Origin of the sequence: Pseudomonas sp. GGS8 (assembly GCF_024168645.1) — a bacterium.
Taxonomy (GTDB): Bacteria; Pseudomonadota; Gammaproteobacteria; order Pseudomonadales; family Pseudomonadaceae; genus Aquipseudomonas.
The window spans coordinates 6,074,404-6,088,132 of sequence record NZ_JALJWF010000001.1; the positions used below are offsets into that span (position 1 = coordinate 6,074,404).

18 protein-coding genes are annotated in these 13,729 nt (G+C 60.1%); 4 read left to right on the top strand and 14 right to left on the bottom strand.

The features are described 5' to 3' along the window. Positions 1 to 7: 7 nt before the first annotated feature. Positions 8 to 367, top strand: coding sequence for an osmotically-inducible lipoprotein OsmE (osmE, locus tag J3D54_RS27025; protein WP_253425072.1), 360 nt, complete (start codon positions 8 to 10; stop codon positions 365 to 367). Positions 368 to 445: 78 nt separating this feature from the next. On the opposite strand, the gene J3D54_RS27030 is transcribed toward osmE, so the two are convergent. Next, complete coding sequence (locus tag J3D54_RS27030; protein ID WP_007941550.1) at positions 446 to 649, bottom strand: hypothetical protein; 204 nt, start codon at positions 647 to 649, stop codon at positions 446 to 448. A gap of 221 nt (positions 650 to 870) precedes the next feature. Between J3D54_RS27030 and J3D54_RS27035 the strand changes: the two genes are divergently transcribed. Beyond that, positions 871 to 1,233 (top strand): NUDIX hydrolase, encoded by a 363-nt coding sequence (locus J3D54_RS27035; RefSeq protein ID WP_253425075.1) that lies wholly within the window; start codon positions 871 to 873, stop codon positions 1,231 to 1,233. Between the two features lie 25 nt (positions 1,234 to 1,258). Here J3D54_RS27035 and J3D54_RS27040 read toward each other — a convergent pair whose 3' ends face one another. The 8 genes from J3D54_RS27040 to J3D54_RS27075 all read right to left on the bottom strand — a co-directional run bounded on the left by J3D54_RS27040 (position 1,259) and on the right by J3D54_RS27075 (position 8,708). After that, a complete protein-coding gene (locus tag J3D54_RS27040) occupies positions 1,259 to 2,032 on the bottom strand; it encodes a 1,6-dihydroxycyclohexa-2,4-diene-1-carboxylate dehydrogenase (RefSeq protein ID WP_253425079.1) in 774 nt (257 codons plus the stop codon). Between the two features lie 24 nt (positions 2,033 to 2,056). Then, entirely contained in the window at positions 2,057 to 3,070 is a 1,014-nt protein-coding gene (gene benC / locus J3D54_RS27045; RefSeq protein WP_253425082.1) for a benzoate 1,2-dioxygenase electron transfer component BenC, read from the bottom strand. 10 nt (positions 3,071 to 3,080) lie between these two features. After that, positions 3,081 to 3,569 (bottom strand): benzoate 1,2-dioxygenase small subunit, encoded by a 489-nt coding sequence (gene benB, locus J3D54_RS27050; protein WP_253425085.1) that lies wholly within the window; start codon positions 3,567 to 3,569, stop codon positions 3,081 to 3,083. Next, positions 3,566 to 4,930, bottom strand: a complete 1,365-nt coding sequence (gene benA, locus J3D54_RS27055) for a benzoate 1,2-dioxygenase large subunit (protein ID WP_253425088.1) — start codon at positions 4,928 to 4,930, stop codon at positions 3,566 to 3,568. The genes benB and benA overlap by 4 nt, the downstream gene beginning before the upstream one ends. 268 nt (positions 4,931 to 5,198) lie before the next feature. Beyond that, on the bottom strand, positions 5,199 to 6,158 hold the full coding sequence (locus J3D54_RS27060; RefSeq protein WP_301293494.1) for an AraC family transcriptional regulator: 960 nt from the start codon (positions 6,156 to 6,158) through the stop codon (positions 5,199 to 5,201). Positions 6,159 to 6,277: 119 nt separating this feature from the next. Then, on the bottom strand, positions 6,278 to 7,207 hold the full coding sequence (gene catA / locus J3D54_RS27065) for a catechol 1,2-dioxygenase (protein WP_253425091.1): 930 nt from the start codon (positions 7,205 to 7,207) through the stop codon (positions 6,278 to 6,280). A 51-nt stretch (positions 7,208 to 7,258) separates the two neighbouring features. Beyond that, positions 7,259 to 7,549, bottom strand: coding sequence for a muconolactone Delta-isomerase (gene catC / locus J3D54_RS27070; RefSeq protein WP_007936026.1), 291 nt, complete (start codon positions 7,547 to 7,549; stop codon positions 7,259 to 7,261). 10 nt (positions 7,550 to 7,559) lie between these two features. Further along, on the bottom strand, positions 7,560 to 8,708 hold the full coding sequence (locus J3D54_RS27075) for a muconate cycloisomerase family protein (protein ID WP_253426798.1): 1,149 nt from the start codon (positions 8,706 to 8,708) through the stop codon (positions 7,560 to 7,562). A gap of 127 nt (positions 8,709 to 8,835) precedes the next feature. Between J3D54_RS27075 and J3D54_RS27080 the strand changes: the two genes are divergently transcribed. Then, positions 8,836 to 9,732: a LysR family transcriptional regulator gene (locus J3D54_RS27080; protein ID WP_253425095.1), complete on the top strand. Its 897-nt coding sequence runs from the start codon at positions 8,836 to 8,838 to the stop codon at positions 9,730 to 9,732. Here J3D54_RS27080 and J3D54_RS27085 read toward each other — a convergent pair. The 5 genes from J3D54_RS27085 to J3D54_RS27105 form a co-directional block, all read right to left on the bottom strand. After that, positions 9,729 to 9,980, bottom strand: coding sequence for a DUF1652 domain-containing protein (locus J3D54_RS27085; protein ID WP_253425097.1), 252 nt, complete (start codon positions 9,978 to 9,980; stop codon positions 9,729 to 9,731). The genes J3D54_RS27080 and J3D54_RS27085 overlap by 4 nt on opposite strands. Before the next feature lie 76 nt (positions 9,981 to 10,056). Further along, positions 10,057 to 10,956 carry a polysaccharide deacetylase family protein gene (locus J3D54_RS27090; RefSeq protein WP_253425100.1) on the bottom strand — a complete coding sequence of 300 codons (900 nt, stop codon included), beginning with the start codon at positions 10,954 to 10,956 and terminating at the stop codon, positions 10,057 to 10,059. A 218-nt stretch (positions 10,957 to 11,174) separates the two neighbouring features. Further along, complete coding sequence (locus J3D54_RS27095; RefSeq protein ID WP_007895518.1) at positions 11,175 to 11,333, bottom strand: hypothetical protein; 159 nt, start codon at positions 11,331 to 11,333, stop codon at positions 11,175 to 11,177. A gap of 68 nt (positions 11,334 to 11,401) precedes the next feature. Then, positions 11,402 to 11,713, bottom strand: coding sequence for an AzlD domain-containing protein (locus J3D54_RS27100; protein WP_253426801.1), 312 nt, complete (start codon positions 11,711 to 11,713; stop codon positions 11,402 to 11,404). Further along, complete coding sequence (locus tag J3D54_RS27105) at positions 11,713 to 12,411, bottom strand: AzlC family ABC transporter permease (protein WP_253425103.1); 699 nt, start codon at positions 12,409 to 12,411, stop codon at positions 11,713 to 11,715. The genes J3D54_RS27100 and J3D54_RS27105 overlap by 1 nt, the downstream gene beginning before the upstream one ends. Before the next feature lie 395 nt (positions 12,412 to 12,806). Here J3D54_RS27105 and dapA point away from each other — a divergent pair, with 395 nt between their 5' ends. Then, the gene (gene dapA / locus J3D54_RS27110) at positions 12,807 to 13,682 is read left to right on the top strand and encodes a 4-hydroxy-tetrahydrodipicolinate synthase (RefSeq protein WP_253425106.1); all 876 of its coding nucleotides are present in this window, start codon (positions 12,807 to 12,809) and stop codon (positions 13,680 to 13,682) included. Positions 13,683 to 13,729: the final 47 nt, after the last annotated feature.

Here is a 13,729-nt window from a genome sequence, read left to right on the forward strand (position 1 = left end):
CGCTGCCATGAACAAGCCTCTATGCGCTCTGATCGCCGTGCTGGCGGCGACAAGTGGCTGTAACACAGAATCGCATATCTACCGGGACCAACCGCTGGTCGCCAAGGTCGAAGCCGGCATGACCAAGGATCAGGTCGAGCAGATTGGCGGCAAGCCGCTATCGATCACCGATCGCACGGTGGAGCCAGGCTCTTGCTTTGATTACAAGCTGACCCAGGCCGGCCATCAGCAGCCGTATAGCGTCAGTTTTGATGGCAGGGGCCAGGTCGACCATAAAGCCTTCATGACCTGCGCCGAGTGGAGTCGTGTCCAACAAAAAGCCAGAGCGTATTCCCCCTCCACGGGCGGGATGGGCGGCGGTTACTGACCTGTAGCAGCTGCCTCGCGAGCTCGGCAGCTGCTACAAGCGGGTACAAAGCCCCGGCATGCCGGGGCTTCAGGCGCACTATTTGTCTGATTTGTGGCTACGTGATGATCTGCCCGACCGGGCTCTGTAGGCAGGAAGCGCAGCCGCATAGGCCAGTGCTTCCTCTCGACTGCCAAAGGACCCAAGCCGGTCACCTTTGGTGCACACCCGCCAGGGTCCGCTGTTCACGCTGAGTACGTCATAGCCGTTCATGTGCATTTTGGTCAGCATTGGAACGCTCATAGTCACCTCCATTTCGGCAGGGATAGTCCAGGATCCACTTCATTACCTTACACCCGACCTTCGCTGAAGGGCCAACCAGACGTCGCGTCAGGATTCCGGCATCCCGTTGCACTTTCAATCACCCTGTCGACTCGAACCCTTGAAGCAGACACGTCTGCGGATTACGGTCTGAATATTGCATTTTTATGACTGTTTTATGACAACCGGCAGTCAGGTAATCCATGAAAATACGCGCAACCGTCATTTGCGAGCAGGACCGGCATATTCTCCTGGTGCGCAAACTCAGGGGGCGCTGGACGTTGCCGGGCGGAAAAATCGAGCCTGGTGAAACCATCGCGGGCGCGGCCACAAGAGAGCTCTATGAAGAAACCGGGCTTGGGGTCGACGGCCTGCTGTACTTGATGGAGTTGGACACGGCCAGCACCCGCCACCATGTCTACGAAGCGTCGGTGGTAAACCTGGCGGAAGCTCGGCCACAGAATGAAATCTTCGACTGCATCTGGTATCCACTGGACGCCGTCCAGAACCTCAACACAAGCGACGCCACGCTCAGAATCATCAAAGCGTTTCAGCGTCGCTTGTAGCTCATCGCAGCCCCCCCCTGAAAAGTCAGCCCAAATCGCCGCCACCGACCGGCATGACCATGCCGGTGATGTAGGAGGCTTCGTCGCTGGCCAGAAACAGAATAGCGCTTGCCTGTTCATCCAGCGTGCCGTAACGCTTCATCAAACTGCTGTCGAGGGTCTGGTCGACGATCTGTTGATACCACAGCTTTTCCTGAGCGCTTTGTTCGGCGGTGTTGCGCGGGATCAGCCGCGGCGGCGCTTCGGTGCCACCGGGGGCCGTCGCGTTGACCCGCACGCCACGGCCGGCGGTTTCGAACGCCAGACACGCGGTCAGCGCGTTGACCCCGCCCTTCGCCGCACCGTACGGCACGCGATTGACGCTGCGGGTGGCGATGGATGAAACGTTGACGATGGCGCCGCTGCCTTGTTCAAGCATGAATGGCAACGCGGCATGGCAGCACCACAGCGTCGGGAACAATGAGCGGCGCACTTCGGCCTCGATCTGCTGCTGTTCATAGTGCTCGAAAGGCTTGGCCCAGATCGTGCCGCCGACGTTGTTGACCAGCACATCGAGGCGCCCGAAGCGTTCGACGGCGGTGCGCATCACGCGGCTGCATTCGCTGTATTGTTCAAGGTCGGCGGTCAGGGCGAGTACCTGGCTGTCCCGCCCCAGCTCTTTCTGCAACTCGAACACCAGATCGGAGCGGTCGACCAGAATCAACCGCGCTCCTTCGGCGGCCATGCGTTCAGCTACGCGCCGGCCAATGCCCTGGGCGGCACCGGTAATCAGCGCGACTTTTTCTTGGAATCTGTTCATGTATCTCTCCCACAACAGCGCGGCTCAGGCCGCGCTGGCGGCAAATTTCTCGTAGTAAAAGTTCGCAGGCGCGATGCCTTTTTCGCGAATGAACTGGCTGACCGCCTCGACCATCGGCGGCGGGCCGCACAGGTAGACATCGACGTCGCCATCGTTCAAATGCCGTGGCTCGATGTGTTGCGTCACGTAGCCCTTGAGCGGGTGCCCGCTGTCGGGGTTGGCCACGCAGGCGCTGAAGCTGAAGTTCGGGATTCGCGCGGCAAGGGCTTCCAGTCGATCCATTTCCACCAGGTCGAAATCGTTGGTCACGCCGTAGATCAAATGCAGCGGATGCGCGCTGCCCTGCTCGGCGATTTTTTCCAGCATTGCCGTGAACGGCGCCAGACCGGTACCACCGGCCAGCAGCAACAGCGGCCGGCGGATGTCACGCAGATAGAAGCTGCCCAACGGTCCGGCCAGGCTCATGCTGTCGCCGGCCTTGGCCATGCCGGTCAGAAAACTGCTCATCAAGCCACCGGGCACGTTGCGAATCAAAAAACTGACCTCGCCGTCGCGCTGCAACGAGCTGAACGAGTACGCGCGGGTCTGCTCGCTACCGGGAATCCCGAGGTTCACATACTGCCCCGGCAGAAACGCCAATTTGCTCAGGGCCTCGCCCTTGATCGACAGCGCGATGGTGCTGTCGGACAGCCGACGCACGGCGCTGATGGTCGCCTCGTAACCGGCCTGCCGGGTGCGGCAGACATCCGATGAAACCGGCACCCGCACCACGCAATCGCTCTGCGCACGCATCTGGCAGGTCAGGACAAAACCCTGCTGCGCTTCTTCGGCGCTGAGGGCGTCTTCGATGTAGTCCTCGCCCATGTCATAACGCCCGGCTTCAGCGAAACACTTGCAGGTGCCGCAAGCGCCGTCGCGGCAATCCAGAGGAATATTGATGCCCTGGCGGTACGCGGCATCGGCCACGGTCTCACCAGCGTTGGCGTCGATGAATCGGGTGACGCCGTCTTCGAAATTGAACGCAATGGAATGAGTCATGACGACCGCCTCAGAGGTGGTAAACATCGATGACCTGGCGAACGTAGTCGTTCTTCAGGATCACTTTCTTGGCCAAGATCTGCGTGTTCTCGCCGCGCACATCCAGAGTGTAGAAACTGCTGCCGAAATAGCTGTCGACGGTCTTGTAGCGAAAGCTCAGGGTGTGCCAGTTGAAGCGCACCTTGCACAGACCGTCAGCCTGTTCGATCAGCTCGATGTTGCTGAGGTTGTGTGAGGTGCGGGTGTCCGGCACGCTGGCGCTGGAACGCTCGGTCTTGATGCGGAAGATGCGGTCTTCCAGGCCCGTGCGGTTGCCGTACCAGATCAGCGAGATTTCCCGCTGCGGGTCTTCGGTCAGCTCGTCGTTGTCGTCCCAGGACGGCATCCAGAAGGTTGCGTCCGGCGCGTACAGCTCCAGCCAGTCGTCCCATTGCTTGTCGTCGAGGTAGCGCGCTTCGCGGTAGAGAAAGTCGCGCACCGCGTCATAGGTGATGGTCATTGCACGGCCTCCACTGCAATCAGTTCGGACTGTTCGGCAGCCAGGGCTTTGAGCATGGTCTGCTGCCAGTATTTGTGTTGCAGCACGAACAGGCCTTCGTCTTCGGTGCGCACGCCGCTGAGTAACGGATGCAGGTCGATTTCCTTGGCCGCGTCATCGGCGCCTTCAATCCAGTGTTCGGCACCACGGGACATGTCGTTCCAGGTGGTGACGCTGCCCTGGTAGCCGGTCTGGCAGGAACGAAACTCTTCCAGATCGTCTGGAGTGGCCATGCCGCTGACGTTGAAAAAGTCCTCGTACTGCCGAATGCGACTCGAGCGGGCGTGGTCGCTTTCACCTTTGGGGGCGATGCAGTAAATGGTGATCTCGGTGCGGTTGACCGAGATCGGCCGGGCGATGCGAATCTGCGAGCTGAACTGGTCCATCAGGTACACATTCGGGTACAGGCACAGGTTGCGCGAGTTCTCGATCATCCAGTCGGCGCGGGCCTGGCCGAAGTCCCGGGCCAACTCGTCGCGGCGCTCATACAGCGGACGGTCCTCAGGGTTGGACCAACGGGTCCAGAGCAGCATGTGGCCCTTGTCGAAGGAATAGAAACCACCGCCCTGCCTGGCCCAGGTGCCGGCGCTCATGGTGCGGATGTCTTCGCCGGCTTCGCGCTGCTTGCGTTGGTTCTGGGTGGCGGCGTAGTTCCAGTGCACCGAACTGACGTGATAGCCGTCGGCACCGTTTTCGGCGGTGAGTTTCCAGTTGCCTTCGTAGATGTAACTGGAGGAACCGCGCAGCACTTCCAGGCCATCGGCGGACTGGTCGACGATCATGTCGATGATCTTCGCCGACTCGCCCAGGTGCTCCACCAACGGCACCACGTCGGCCTTCAGGCTGCCGAACAGGAAACCGCGATAGGACTCGAAACGCGCGACGCGGGTCAGGTCGTGGGAGCCTTCGCAATTGAAGCTCGCCGGGTAACCGGCCGCCGCCGGGTCCTTGACCTTGAGCAGCTTGCCGGAGTTGTTGAAGGTCCAGCCGTGGAACGGGCAGGTGTACGAACTCTTGTTGCCGGTCTTGTGCCGGCAGAGCATCGCCCCGCGGTGGCTGCACGCATTGATAAAGGCGTTCAACTCACCGTCCTTGTTGCGCGCGATGAAGATCGACTGGCGCCCCATGGTGGTGGTGTAGAAGTCGTTTTTATTGGGGATCTGGCTTTCGTGCGCCAGGTACAGCCAGTTGCCTTCGAAGATGTGTTGCATCTCGAGGTCGAACAGCCGCGGGTCAGTGAACATCTCGCGCTTGCAGCGATAGATACCCTGTTCAGGGTCTTCTTCAAGCAGGGAGTGAAGGTATTCGAGTCGCAGGGACATGGCCGCCGCCTCCATTGTTTTTATTCAGGCAGGGCCATGCTAGGACGTGGGGATGGGGTGGACTATCCGCGGGGTGCAGACCTGTATCCGTTTTGTGCAAAGGGCGGTTGATGGTTGCCAATGTGGCGAGGGAGCTTGCTCCCGCTGGGCTGCGAAGCGGCCCCCGGCAATCTGTCAGGCACACCGCGTCGGCAGGATTGACGACTGCTGCGCAGCCGAACGGGGGCAAGCCCCCTCGCCACAGGTTATTCGTCAAACGTCTTGGCAATCAATGACGGCGCTTGAGGGTGTCGGAAGGCAATTCGCCGAACTGTTTGCGGTAGCGGTCGGAGAACCGTCCCAGGTGCAGAAAGCCGTAATCCATGGCCACTTCGGTGACGTTGCGCACGTTGCAGGTTGGGTCGCTCAGGTTGGCGTGAATGCGTTCGAGTTTCTTCTGCCGGATGTAGTTTTTCGGCGTGTCCCCCGCGTTACGTTCGAACAACCCATACAGCGAACGCAGGCTCATCCGTGCCTGGCGCGCCAGCTCTTCGCTGTCGATATCCTGCTTGAGGTTGCGGGCGATGTAATCGACCAGCGCCTCGAACGTGGCCGAGGCTGAGCCGGGATCGGTGCGCATGACGTTGGTCTTCATCAGGCCGAGCATTTTGCTGACCACGATTTGCGCATAGTGCTCCTGCACGCGGGGAATCGGCTCGGCGGCTTCCGCTTCCTGGCAAATCATCGCCAGCAGGCCGACGAAACCTTCCAGTTGATTGAGCTGATAACGGTTCTCCAGAAACCGCACGCCCTGCCCTGGATACCGCCAGCGCTGCTCCTCGCACACCGACTCCAACAGCCGGGTGGGGACTTTCAGGATGAATTTTTCGCAATCACTGGAATAGGTCAGATCCACCGGATCGTCCGGGTTGATCAGCAGCAACTCCCCAGGCGCAAAGTAGTGTTCCTGACCGTGTCCACGCCACAGGCAGTTGCCGCGCAGCAACACTTGCAAGTGATAGATGCTGTCCAGCGCGCCTGAGGTAACCCGCACGCTGGCGCCATAACTGATGCGGCACAGGTCAAGGCTGGCAAATTTGCGATGATCGAGACTGGCCAGCGGTCGACCGACCCTGGGCATCTGCAGGCAATGGTTGCCGACGTGCTGATTGACGTAGCCGGAGACCGCGTACGGGTCGGCATGGTCGAAGATTCTGCTGCGATGACTCAACAATTGCGTTTGCATCATCGGATCACTCTCATTGTTGTTATCGGTGGCGTCGCCATTCTAGGGTACCGCCTGAAACACAGAGGGCCACGAGATAAACGGTCGGTTATCTCGCGGCCCGGTTCGGCGGGTCGAGGGCATCAGTCCTCGAGTGCGCGGACCCGCTCGTGACGTTGCTGCTCCTCAGGCTGGGCGGACGACTGCAGGGTGAAATCGAAATCGATTTCGGCAAAACGACCGCTCACACCATGGGCCGCCGCACGCTGCGGATCGTCGCTGAAAGTGATCTTGGCGATCAGCTCGTCACGGGTGGCGTAAGCGAAATCGTCATGCAGGTACTGATCGCCATCGAGGTTGATCTGGGTGGTCAGATGACGATGGTCCGGGGCCGAAATGAAGAAGTGAATGTGCGCCGGCCGCTGACCATGACGGCCCAGTTGATCGAGCAGTTGCTGGGTCGGACCGTCCGGCGGGCAACCGTAGCCCGACGGCACGATGCTGCGAAAGCGGTAGCGACCCTCGGCATCGGTGACGATCCGGCGACGCAGGTTGAACTCGGACTGGGCGGTATCGAAGTAGGAATAGGTGCCGCCGGTGTTGGCGTGCCAGACATCAACCACCGCCCCGGCCAGCGGTTCGCCGGCGGTGTTGCGCACCTGGCCTTGCATGAACAGCACCACGCCCGGATCGACGCCATCGTCCAGTCGCGCTTCGAAGTTCGACAGCGGCGCACCCGCCACATACAGCGGCCCTTCGATGGTCCGCGGGGTGCCGCCGGATTTACCGGCCTGCTCGTCTTCGGCATCCATCAGCAGGTCGAGGTAATGCTCAAGACCAAGCCCGGCCACCAACAGACCGGCCTCCTGCCGCGCACCCAGCACGTTGAGGTAATTGACGGCGTTCCAGAATTCTTCCGGGGTCACGGCCAGGTCTTCGATGATGTTCACCGAATCGCGCAGGATGCGGTAAACCAGCGCTTTGACTCGCGGATCGCCGGCGTCGTTGAGCAGGCCGCTGGCCTCTTCGAGAAACTTCTGGACACTGGCAGTGTGGGAAATCTTGACGTTCATGGTGGTTCCTCATCTTGTAATTATTAGCGTAGCGAACTGAACAGGCTGGGTTCAGCGGTCGTCCTCGCGGATGGAAGAAGGATGCCGGCACAGCGCGTTGACCTCGATGGCCATGTACGGGTACAGCGGCAATTGCATCAGCAGGTCGTGCAGTTCCTGAACGCTGTCGACGTCGAACACGCTGTAATTGGCATAGAGCCCGGCGATGCGCCACAGATGACGCCACTTGCCTTGCTCTTGCAGGCGCTGGGCCAGGGCTTTCTCGTCGGCCTTGAGCTGTGCGGCGCGCTCCGGGTTCATGTCGACCGGTAAATTCACGGTCATTTTTACGTGAAACAGCATGATGCCCTCCTCAGGCTTGATGAACGGCAGTGGATATTTTGTCCCGGCGGAAAAACGCCAGGCGCTCTTCATCCAGGCTCAGGCCCAGCCCCGGTGTTGACGGGACGTGCAGTTGGAAATCGCGGTAGACCAAAGGCTCGCTGACGATGTCTTCGGTCAGCAGCAACGGGCCGAACAGCTCGGTATCCCAGCTCAAGGTATTCAGCGTGACGAAGGCATGGGCCGAGGCCAGCGTGCCGATTCCGCCTTCGAGCATGGTGCCGCCGTACAGACCGATACCGGCCGCCTCGGCAATCGCGGCGGTTCGCAACACGGCGCGCGGGCCGCCGTTCTTGGCGATTTTCAGGGCGAATACTGAAGCGGCGCCTTCCCGTGCCAGGTTAAAGGCATCTTCCACGCATTCGATGGATTCATCGGCCATGATCGGCGCCGGGCTCATGGCATTCAGGCGCACCATGCCGGCGCGGTTATTACGCGAGATCGGTTGTTCGATCAGGTCGATACCGTTGCTGCCGAGGATCCGACAGGCCCGCAGAGCTACCGCTTCGTCCCAGGCCTGATTGACATCGACCCTTACGCTGGCGCGATCGCCCAGCGCCTTTTTGATCGCAATCACGTGGGCCAGGTCGCGGTTGACCTCGCCAGCGCCGATTTTCAGTTTGAAGATCCGGTGGCGGCGCAGGTCGAGCATTTTTTCCGCTTCGGCAATGTCCTTGGCGGTGTCGCCGCTGGCCAGGGTCCAGGCCACCGGCAAGGCATCGCGAACGCGGCCGCCCAGCAGCTCACTGACCGGCAGGCCGAGGCGCTTGCCCTGAGCGTCGAGCAAGGCGCTTTCGATACCCGATTTGGCGAAGGTGTTGCCGCGAATGCTGCGCTCCAGGCGCAACATCGCGGCATTCACGTTGCCGCTGTCCTGGCCAAGCAGCAGTGGCGCGAAGTGTTTGTCGATGTTGGTCTTGATGCTATCCGGGCTTTCGTTACCGTAGGCCAGACCGCCGATGGTGGTCGATTCACCGATGCCCTCAATGCCGTCGGCGCAGCGAACCCGAATGATCACCAAGGTCTGATTCTGCATGGTGTGCATCGCCAGCTTGTGCGGGCGAATGGTCGGCAGATCGACGATGATCGTCTCGATCGATTCAATGGCAGTTGCACGCATGTCGATACCCGTCAGGTTCTTGAAGTTCTGAAACGGATTCTCGTACGGCATTTTCCGGGCGGCCAATATAGAATTGGTCTGGCTCGATACCTTAAAGGTATTCAATAGATCGTCGTTCGGAGGCCCCATGGAACTGCGTCACCTGCGGTATTTTCAGGTGTTGACTCAAACCCTCAACTTCACCCGCGCCGCCGAACTGCTGCACATCGCCCAACCGCCGCTGAGCCGGCAGATCCAGCAGCTGGAAGACGAACTCGGGGTGTTGCTGCTGGAACGCGGTCGACCGTTGAAGCTGACCGATGCCGGGCGGTTTTTCCATGAACATTCCACCGCCCTGCTCGAACAACTGGGCAAGGTTTGCGACAACACACGGCGGATTGGCCTGGGCGAAAAGACCTGGCTGGGCATCGGCTTTGCGCCCTCGACCCTCTATGGCGTGCTACCGGAACTGATTCGCCGGTTGCGCAGCGGCGAGCCTCTGGCGCTGGAGTTGGGGCTCTCGGAGATGACCACGTTGCAACAGGTGCAGGCGCTCAAGGCCGGGCGCATCGATGTCGGCTTCGGGCGCATCCGCATCGACGACCCAGCCATCCTGCAGACCGTACTCACCGAAGATCGGCTGGTCGCCGCCCTGCCCGCCGGCCACCCGCTCCTCGCCAGGCCCATCAGCCTTCGTGAGCTGGCGAAAGAACCTTTTGTCCTTTACCCCGGCAACCCGCGCCCGAGTTACGCCGACCACGTAATCGCGTTGTTCGAAGCCAGTGGCGTGCACATCAAGGTGGCGCAATGGACCAATGAGCTGCAAACGGCGATCGGTCTGGTGGGGGCGGGAATCGGGGTGACGCTGGTACCGGCCTCGGTGCAGTTGCTGCACCGCGACGACATTGGCTTTACCCCGGTGCTGGAAGACAACGCGACCTCGCCAATCATTCTCAGCAGGCGCGTGGGCGATGTCTCGCCGGGGTTGAATTATTGCTTACAGATGATCGATGAACTGCTGCCGCGTGACGGACCTGCAAACTAGGCCATGACCCCGGCGAACGCTCGGCGCCCGGCGCGCATTTCTGTACGAAGTTCGCCGATCAGGTTGGAAATGTCGCGAACACTGGTCAGTTCGTCGGGCGATACGCCGGTGATCAGCAGTTCAATCCGCCCGGTGCTGTGATCGAAGACCTTGATCCGCAAGGTTTCATCACGGTTCACGGTGCATTCACAGGAGAGCGGCTTGAAACCGGACTCGATAATCTGGCAAAGCTGCGCAATTGGAACCATGACAGACGCCCTCCCTGGACGGTTTTCCGATTGGATCCACTCAGAATAGATCAACTTGCGCAACGCACCAGCGAGTTCAGTGAGAATCCCCATCCCATATCCAATTCCAGATCCCCGGCAAACGAACAGGCTCGGAACTCTGCTTGACGGTGCGCGCCATGGCCGCCCGCTGTAGCGCTGCCGTGTCGTCGTAAAACGGTTTCTGCGCCGTGACCAGACCTGTGGCACTGGCACTGTCGAGGAGGATTTGCAGGTATTCGCGGGCATGCCGGGCGGTGTAGCGGTTGAGGTCGTGAAAGGTCACCACCACCGGAATCACCCCGTCCACCGTCGGCAACTCGCCAAGGGCAATGCGTTCGCGGACTTCGGACAGCTGCCGCAGCATATTGGCTCGCCGACGAGGGCTGGCATTGAAGCCCCAGATCTTGCCGTCATTGGCGCTCAGGTCGGTCAGCAGTACGTGCATGCCATGCTGCTGATAGGCCGTGAAGGTGCGCTTGTCGTAGTTCCAGAACGGCGGACGCACCAGGATCGGCGAGACGCCAGTGATCGCCGCAATGTCTGCGCTGCCGTTGGTCAGCGACTGTTCCAGTTGTTCCGGCTCCAGGGAGCGGTGGTTGGTGTGGTGGGGAGTGGCCGTGTGGAAGCCCAACAGGTGACCTTCGGCCTGTTCGCGCTGCATGATCTGGCGACCAGTGTCACTGCCGCCGGCGCCTGTGGCATGGGTCTGCACGAAGAACACGGCTTTAATGTCCGGTTGCAGCGGATTGCGCGCAAGGCTGTCGAGCACGGTCACGGTCGGGTTGTAAAAACCGGAGGCGCTGGGCCCGTCGTCGAAGGTCAGCAGAAAACGGATAGGCGGTTGTGCGCGCAGGCGCTGTTGCGTCTGCGGCGTCATTTCGATGGGCGCGGCGATACAGCCAAACAGGCCGACTGCGATGGCGAATATGGATAAAACCTTAATCAACTGCTTCATGTTTTGCCTTGGGCCAGACCTGGCGGCCGTCATGTTCAATGGCAAAAACCCCTCGCCCATTCATCCTTCAATCGGCCCACCAATCACTGCGGGCCGAGGTTGGATAAGGGTACCAGTGTTTGGTTCCAGTGCCTGGTCCCCAGGTGATTGCATTTCAAACTACAAAAACAAAAAAGCCCCGCCATCCATTGGTGGGGCTTTGAGTATGTGCAAACCGATCAGGGCTTCAACGGGCGCTCCTGGTCACGGTCCGACAGTTCTTTACCATCGTCAGGGTGCTTCCAGTCCGGCGTCGAACGCCTCTGCTGCTCGAGCTCTTCCTCCGTCGGTTCATCGATGTCCTCATCCGGGTCCGGACGCTTTGGTTCAGTGGCCATGTCCACCTCCCTTCCTCAAAGGATCAGTCATCTATTTTTAAGCGTAGAACAGTTTCGGATGGGACGATTCAGAGCCACCAGCGCAGCAAAAAGAAGAACCCCATGCTCAACAACATGCTGAGCAACGTGTTGCGGGTGTGAAGCACCAGGCCCACGGCCACCAGCGAACTGATCAGGTAAGGGTTGTCCCACTGCAGGTTCAACTGTTTGTCGGGCATGAACACAATCGGCCCGCAGATGGCGGTGAGCATGCCCGGCACCGCGAAACCGAGAAACTGCCGGGCATTGCTGCTCAAGCGCACCGGCAACCGAGGCTCAAGAAATACGTAGCGGTTCAGGAACACCAGCAGGCCCATCCCGATAATCACAGCCCAGACCATCATGCGCGCCCCACGTAGAGTTTGTTGCAGATAAAGCCTGCGGTCATGCCCGCCAGCCCCGACAACACCAGCGCCGAGCCCCATTGCCAATAGCTGAACAGCACCGAACAGAACAGTGAGACCGCCACACAAACCACTGTCGGAACGTTGCGCACCACCGGCGTGATCAGGGCGATAAAGGTCGCCGCGATGGAGAAATCCAGCCCCAGGTGTTCAAGGCCCGGAATGCTGCTACCCAACACAATGCCCGCCAGGGTGAAGAGGTTCCATGCGATGTAAAACGTCAAACCCACACCCAGGGCGTACCAGCGATTGAACAGCTGTTTGTCATGCTGACTGGTCAGGGCGAACAACTCGTCGGTGAGCAAAAAGCCCAGTCCGATACGCCAGCGGCCCGGCAACGGGGAAATCACCGAACGCATGCTCATCCCGTACAACAAATGCTGGGAGGTCAGCAGCAACGTGGTCAACAGAATCGAAAAGACCCCGGCGCCGCCCTTGAGCATACCGATGGCGACCAATTGCGCCGCGCCGGCAAACACAATGCTCGACAGCCCCTGGCCTTGCAGGGGCGTGAGTTTGGCCTCGATGGCCATGGAACCGGCCAGCAATCCCCAAGGCGCGGTCGCCAGGGACAGCGGCATGATGGCCGCGGCGCCACGAAGGAATGCAGTGCGCGGCATGAGTGAGTTGGACATAACGCTCTACAACCAGGAAAGGACGTCAGACTGTGCCAGCAGTCGTGGCCAATGGCTTGAACAATCTTGCGCACTTGCGACGCCCTCGGGGCTCTTCGATTTCACGATTGACAAATACCCCGTCGGCTTTTAAAACTGAGCGCCTCATTCAGGGTGTAAGCAACCATGTCCGCAACCTTCAACCTCAACACTGTCGTCATTGGCTTGATTGCCAAGGCGCAAGGTTGCGTTGCGCACACCCCTAAATCGAAGAAACAGTCGCTCATGTGACCGGGGCGCGCTGTCCCGTCAGATGAGCTGACAGGACATTGAGCGCGACGGACACCTCTCCTCTTGCTGACTTCCTTCTACGCTTCTGACGGTGACGAAATCGGTCAACCTTCAGGAGAAAGTGCATGTCATCGTTTCAAGGTATCTGGGTTCCCATCGTGACGCCGTTTCACAATGGCGCGATCGACTTCATCGGGCTGCGGCGGCTGGTCAGTCATCTGCTGGAAAAAGGCGTCGATGGCATAGTGGTCTGCGGCACCACCGGGGAAGCCGCGGCGCTGGGCAAACACGAGCAACTGGCCGTGCTCGATGCGGTGCTGGAACAGGTTCCGCCAGAACGCGTGGTCATGGGCCTGGCCGGCAACAACCTCACCGAGTTACTGCAATTTCAAAGCGAAATCCTGAAGCGTCCCCTGGCGGGCTTGCTGGTGCCGCCGCCTTACTACATCCGTCCTTCCCAGGCCGGCCTCGAAGCCTTTTTCAAGACCGTCGCCGATGCGTCCAGTGTCCCGGTGATTCTCTATGACATTCCCTATCGCACTGGCATAGCCTTCGAGCAGGCGACCTTGCTCCGGATCGTCGCCCATGAGCGGATCGTCGCGATCAAGGACTGCGGCGGCAACCCAGCCAACACCTTCGCACTGCTCTCCAGCGGTAACGTCGACGTGCTGTGCGGCGAAGATAATCAGATCTTCGGCGCGCTATGCCTGGGTGCCAAAGGCGCGATTGCCGCCTCGGCCCATGTTCATCCCGAGCTATTCGTGACGCTGTATCAACAGATTCGCGACAACCGTTTAGCGGCCGGCCGAACGACCTTCTTCCAGTTGCTGCCACTGATTCACAGCCTGTTCATCGAGCCCAATCCCGCTCCGGTGAAAACTGCCCTGGCCCTTGGAGGATTGATTCGTGACGAACTGCGAGCGCCCATGCAACGCAGCAGCGAAAGCACGGCGGTGCGTTTGAAAGAAGTACTGGCAGCGCTTGAAAACAGCAATCGTTAGAGCGCAAGCGTCCAGCCCGAGTACCATGGAGCGATTCACATAACGCG

Excerpts from the sequence above, each read along its gene's own strand:
- osmE (WP_253425072.1), top strand. The coding sequence starts at position 8 with ATGAACAAGCCTCTATGCGCTCTGATCGCCGTGCTGGCGGCGACAAGT.
- J3D54_RS27030 (WP_007941550.1), bottom strand. The coding sequence starts at position 649 with ATGAGCGTTCCAATGCTGACCAAAATGCACATGAACGGCTATGACGTA.
- J3D54_RS27035 (WP_253425075.1), top strand. The coding sequence starts at position 871 with ATGAAAATACGCGCAACCGTCATTTGCGAGCAGGACCGGCATATTCTC.
- J3D54_RS27040 (WP_253425079.1), bottom strand. The coding sequence starts at position 2,032 with ATGAACAGATTCCAAGAAAAAGTCGCGCTGATTACCGGTGCCGCCCAG.
- benC (WP_253425082.1), bottom strand. The coding sequence starts at position 3,070 with ATGACTCATTCCATTGCGTTCAATTTCGAAGACGGCGTCACCCGATTC.
- benB (WP_253425085.1), bottom strand. The coding sequence starts at position 3,569 with ATGACCATCACCTATGACGCGGTGCGCGACTTTCTCTACCGCGAAGCG.
- benA (WP_253425088.1), bottom strand. The coding sequence starts at position 4,930 with ATGTCCCTGCGACTCGAATACCTTCACTCCCTGCTTGAAGAAGACCCT.
- J3D54_RS27060 (WP_301293494.1), bottom strand. The coding sequence starts at position 6,158 with ATGATGCAAACGCAATTGTTGAGTCATCGCAGCAGAATCTTCGACCAT.
- catA (WP_253425091.1), bottom strand. The coding sequence starts at position 7,207 with ATGAACGTCAAGATTTCCCACACTGCCAGTGTCCAGAAGTTTCTCGAA.
- catC (WP_007936026.1), bottom strand. The coding sequence starts at position 7,549 with ATGCTGTTTCACGTAAAAATGACCGTGAATTTACCGGTCGACATGAAC.
- J3D54_RS27075 (WP_253426798.1), bottom strand. The coding sequence starts at position 8,708 with ATGCGTGCAACTGCCATTGAATCGATCGAGACGATCATCGTCGATCTG.
- J3D54_RS27080 (WP_253425095.1), top strand. The coding sequence starts at position 8,836 with ATGGAACTGCGTCACCTGCGGTATTTTCAGGTGTTGACTCAAACCCTC.
- J3D54_RS27085 (WP_253425097.1), bottom strand. The coding sequence starts at position 9,980 with ATGGTTCCAATTGCGCAGCTTTGCCAGATTATCGAGTCCGGTTTCAAG.
- J3D54_RS27090 (WP_253425100.1), bottom strand. The coding sequence starts at position 10,956 with ATGAAGCAGTTGATTAAGGTTTTATCCATATTCGCCATCGCAGTCGGC.
- J3D54_RS27095 (WP_007895518.1), bottom strand. The coding sequence starts at position 11,333 with ATGGCCACTGAACCAAAGCGTCCGGACCCGGATGAGGACATCGATGAA.
- J3D54_RS27100 (WP_253426801.1), bottom strand. The coding sequence starts at position 11,713 with ATGGTCTGGGCTGTGATTATCGGGATGGGCCTGCTGGTGTTCCTGAAC.
- J3D54_RS27105 (WP_253425103.1), bottom strand. The coding sequence starts at position 12,411 with ATGTCCAACTCACTCATGCCGCGCACTGCATTCCTTCGTGGCGCCGCG.
- dapA (WP_253425106.1), top strand. The coding sequence starts at position 12,807 with ATGTCATCGTTTCAAGGTATCTGGGTTCCCATCGTGACGCCGTTTCAC.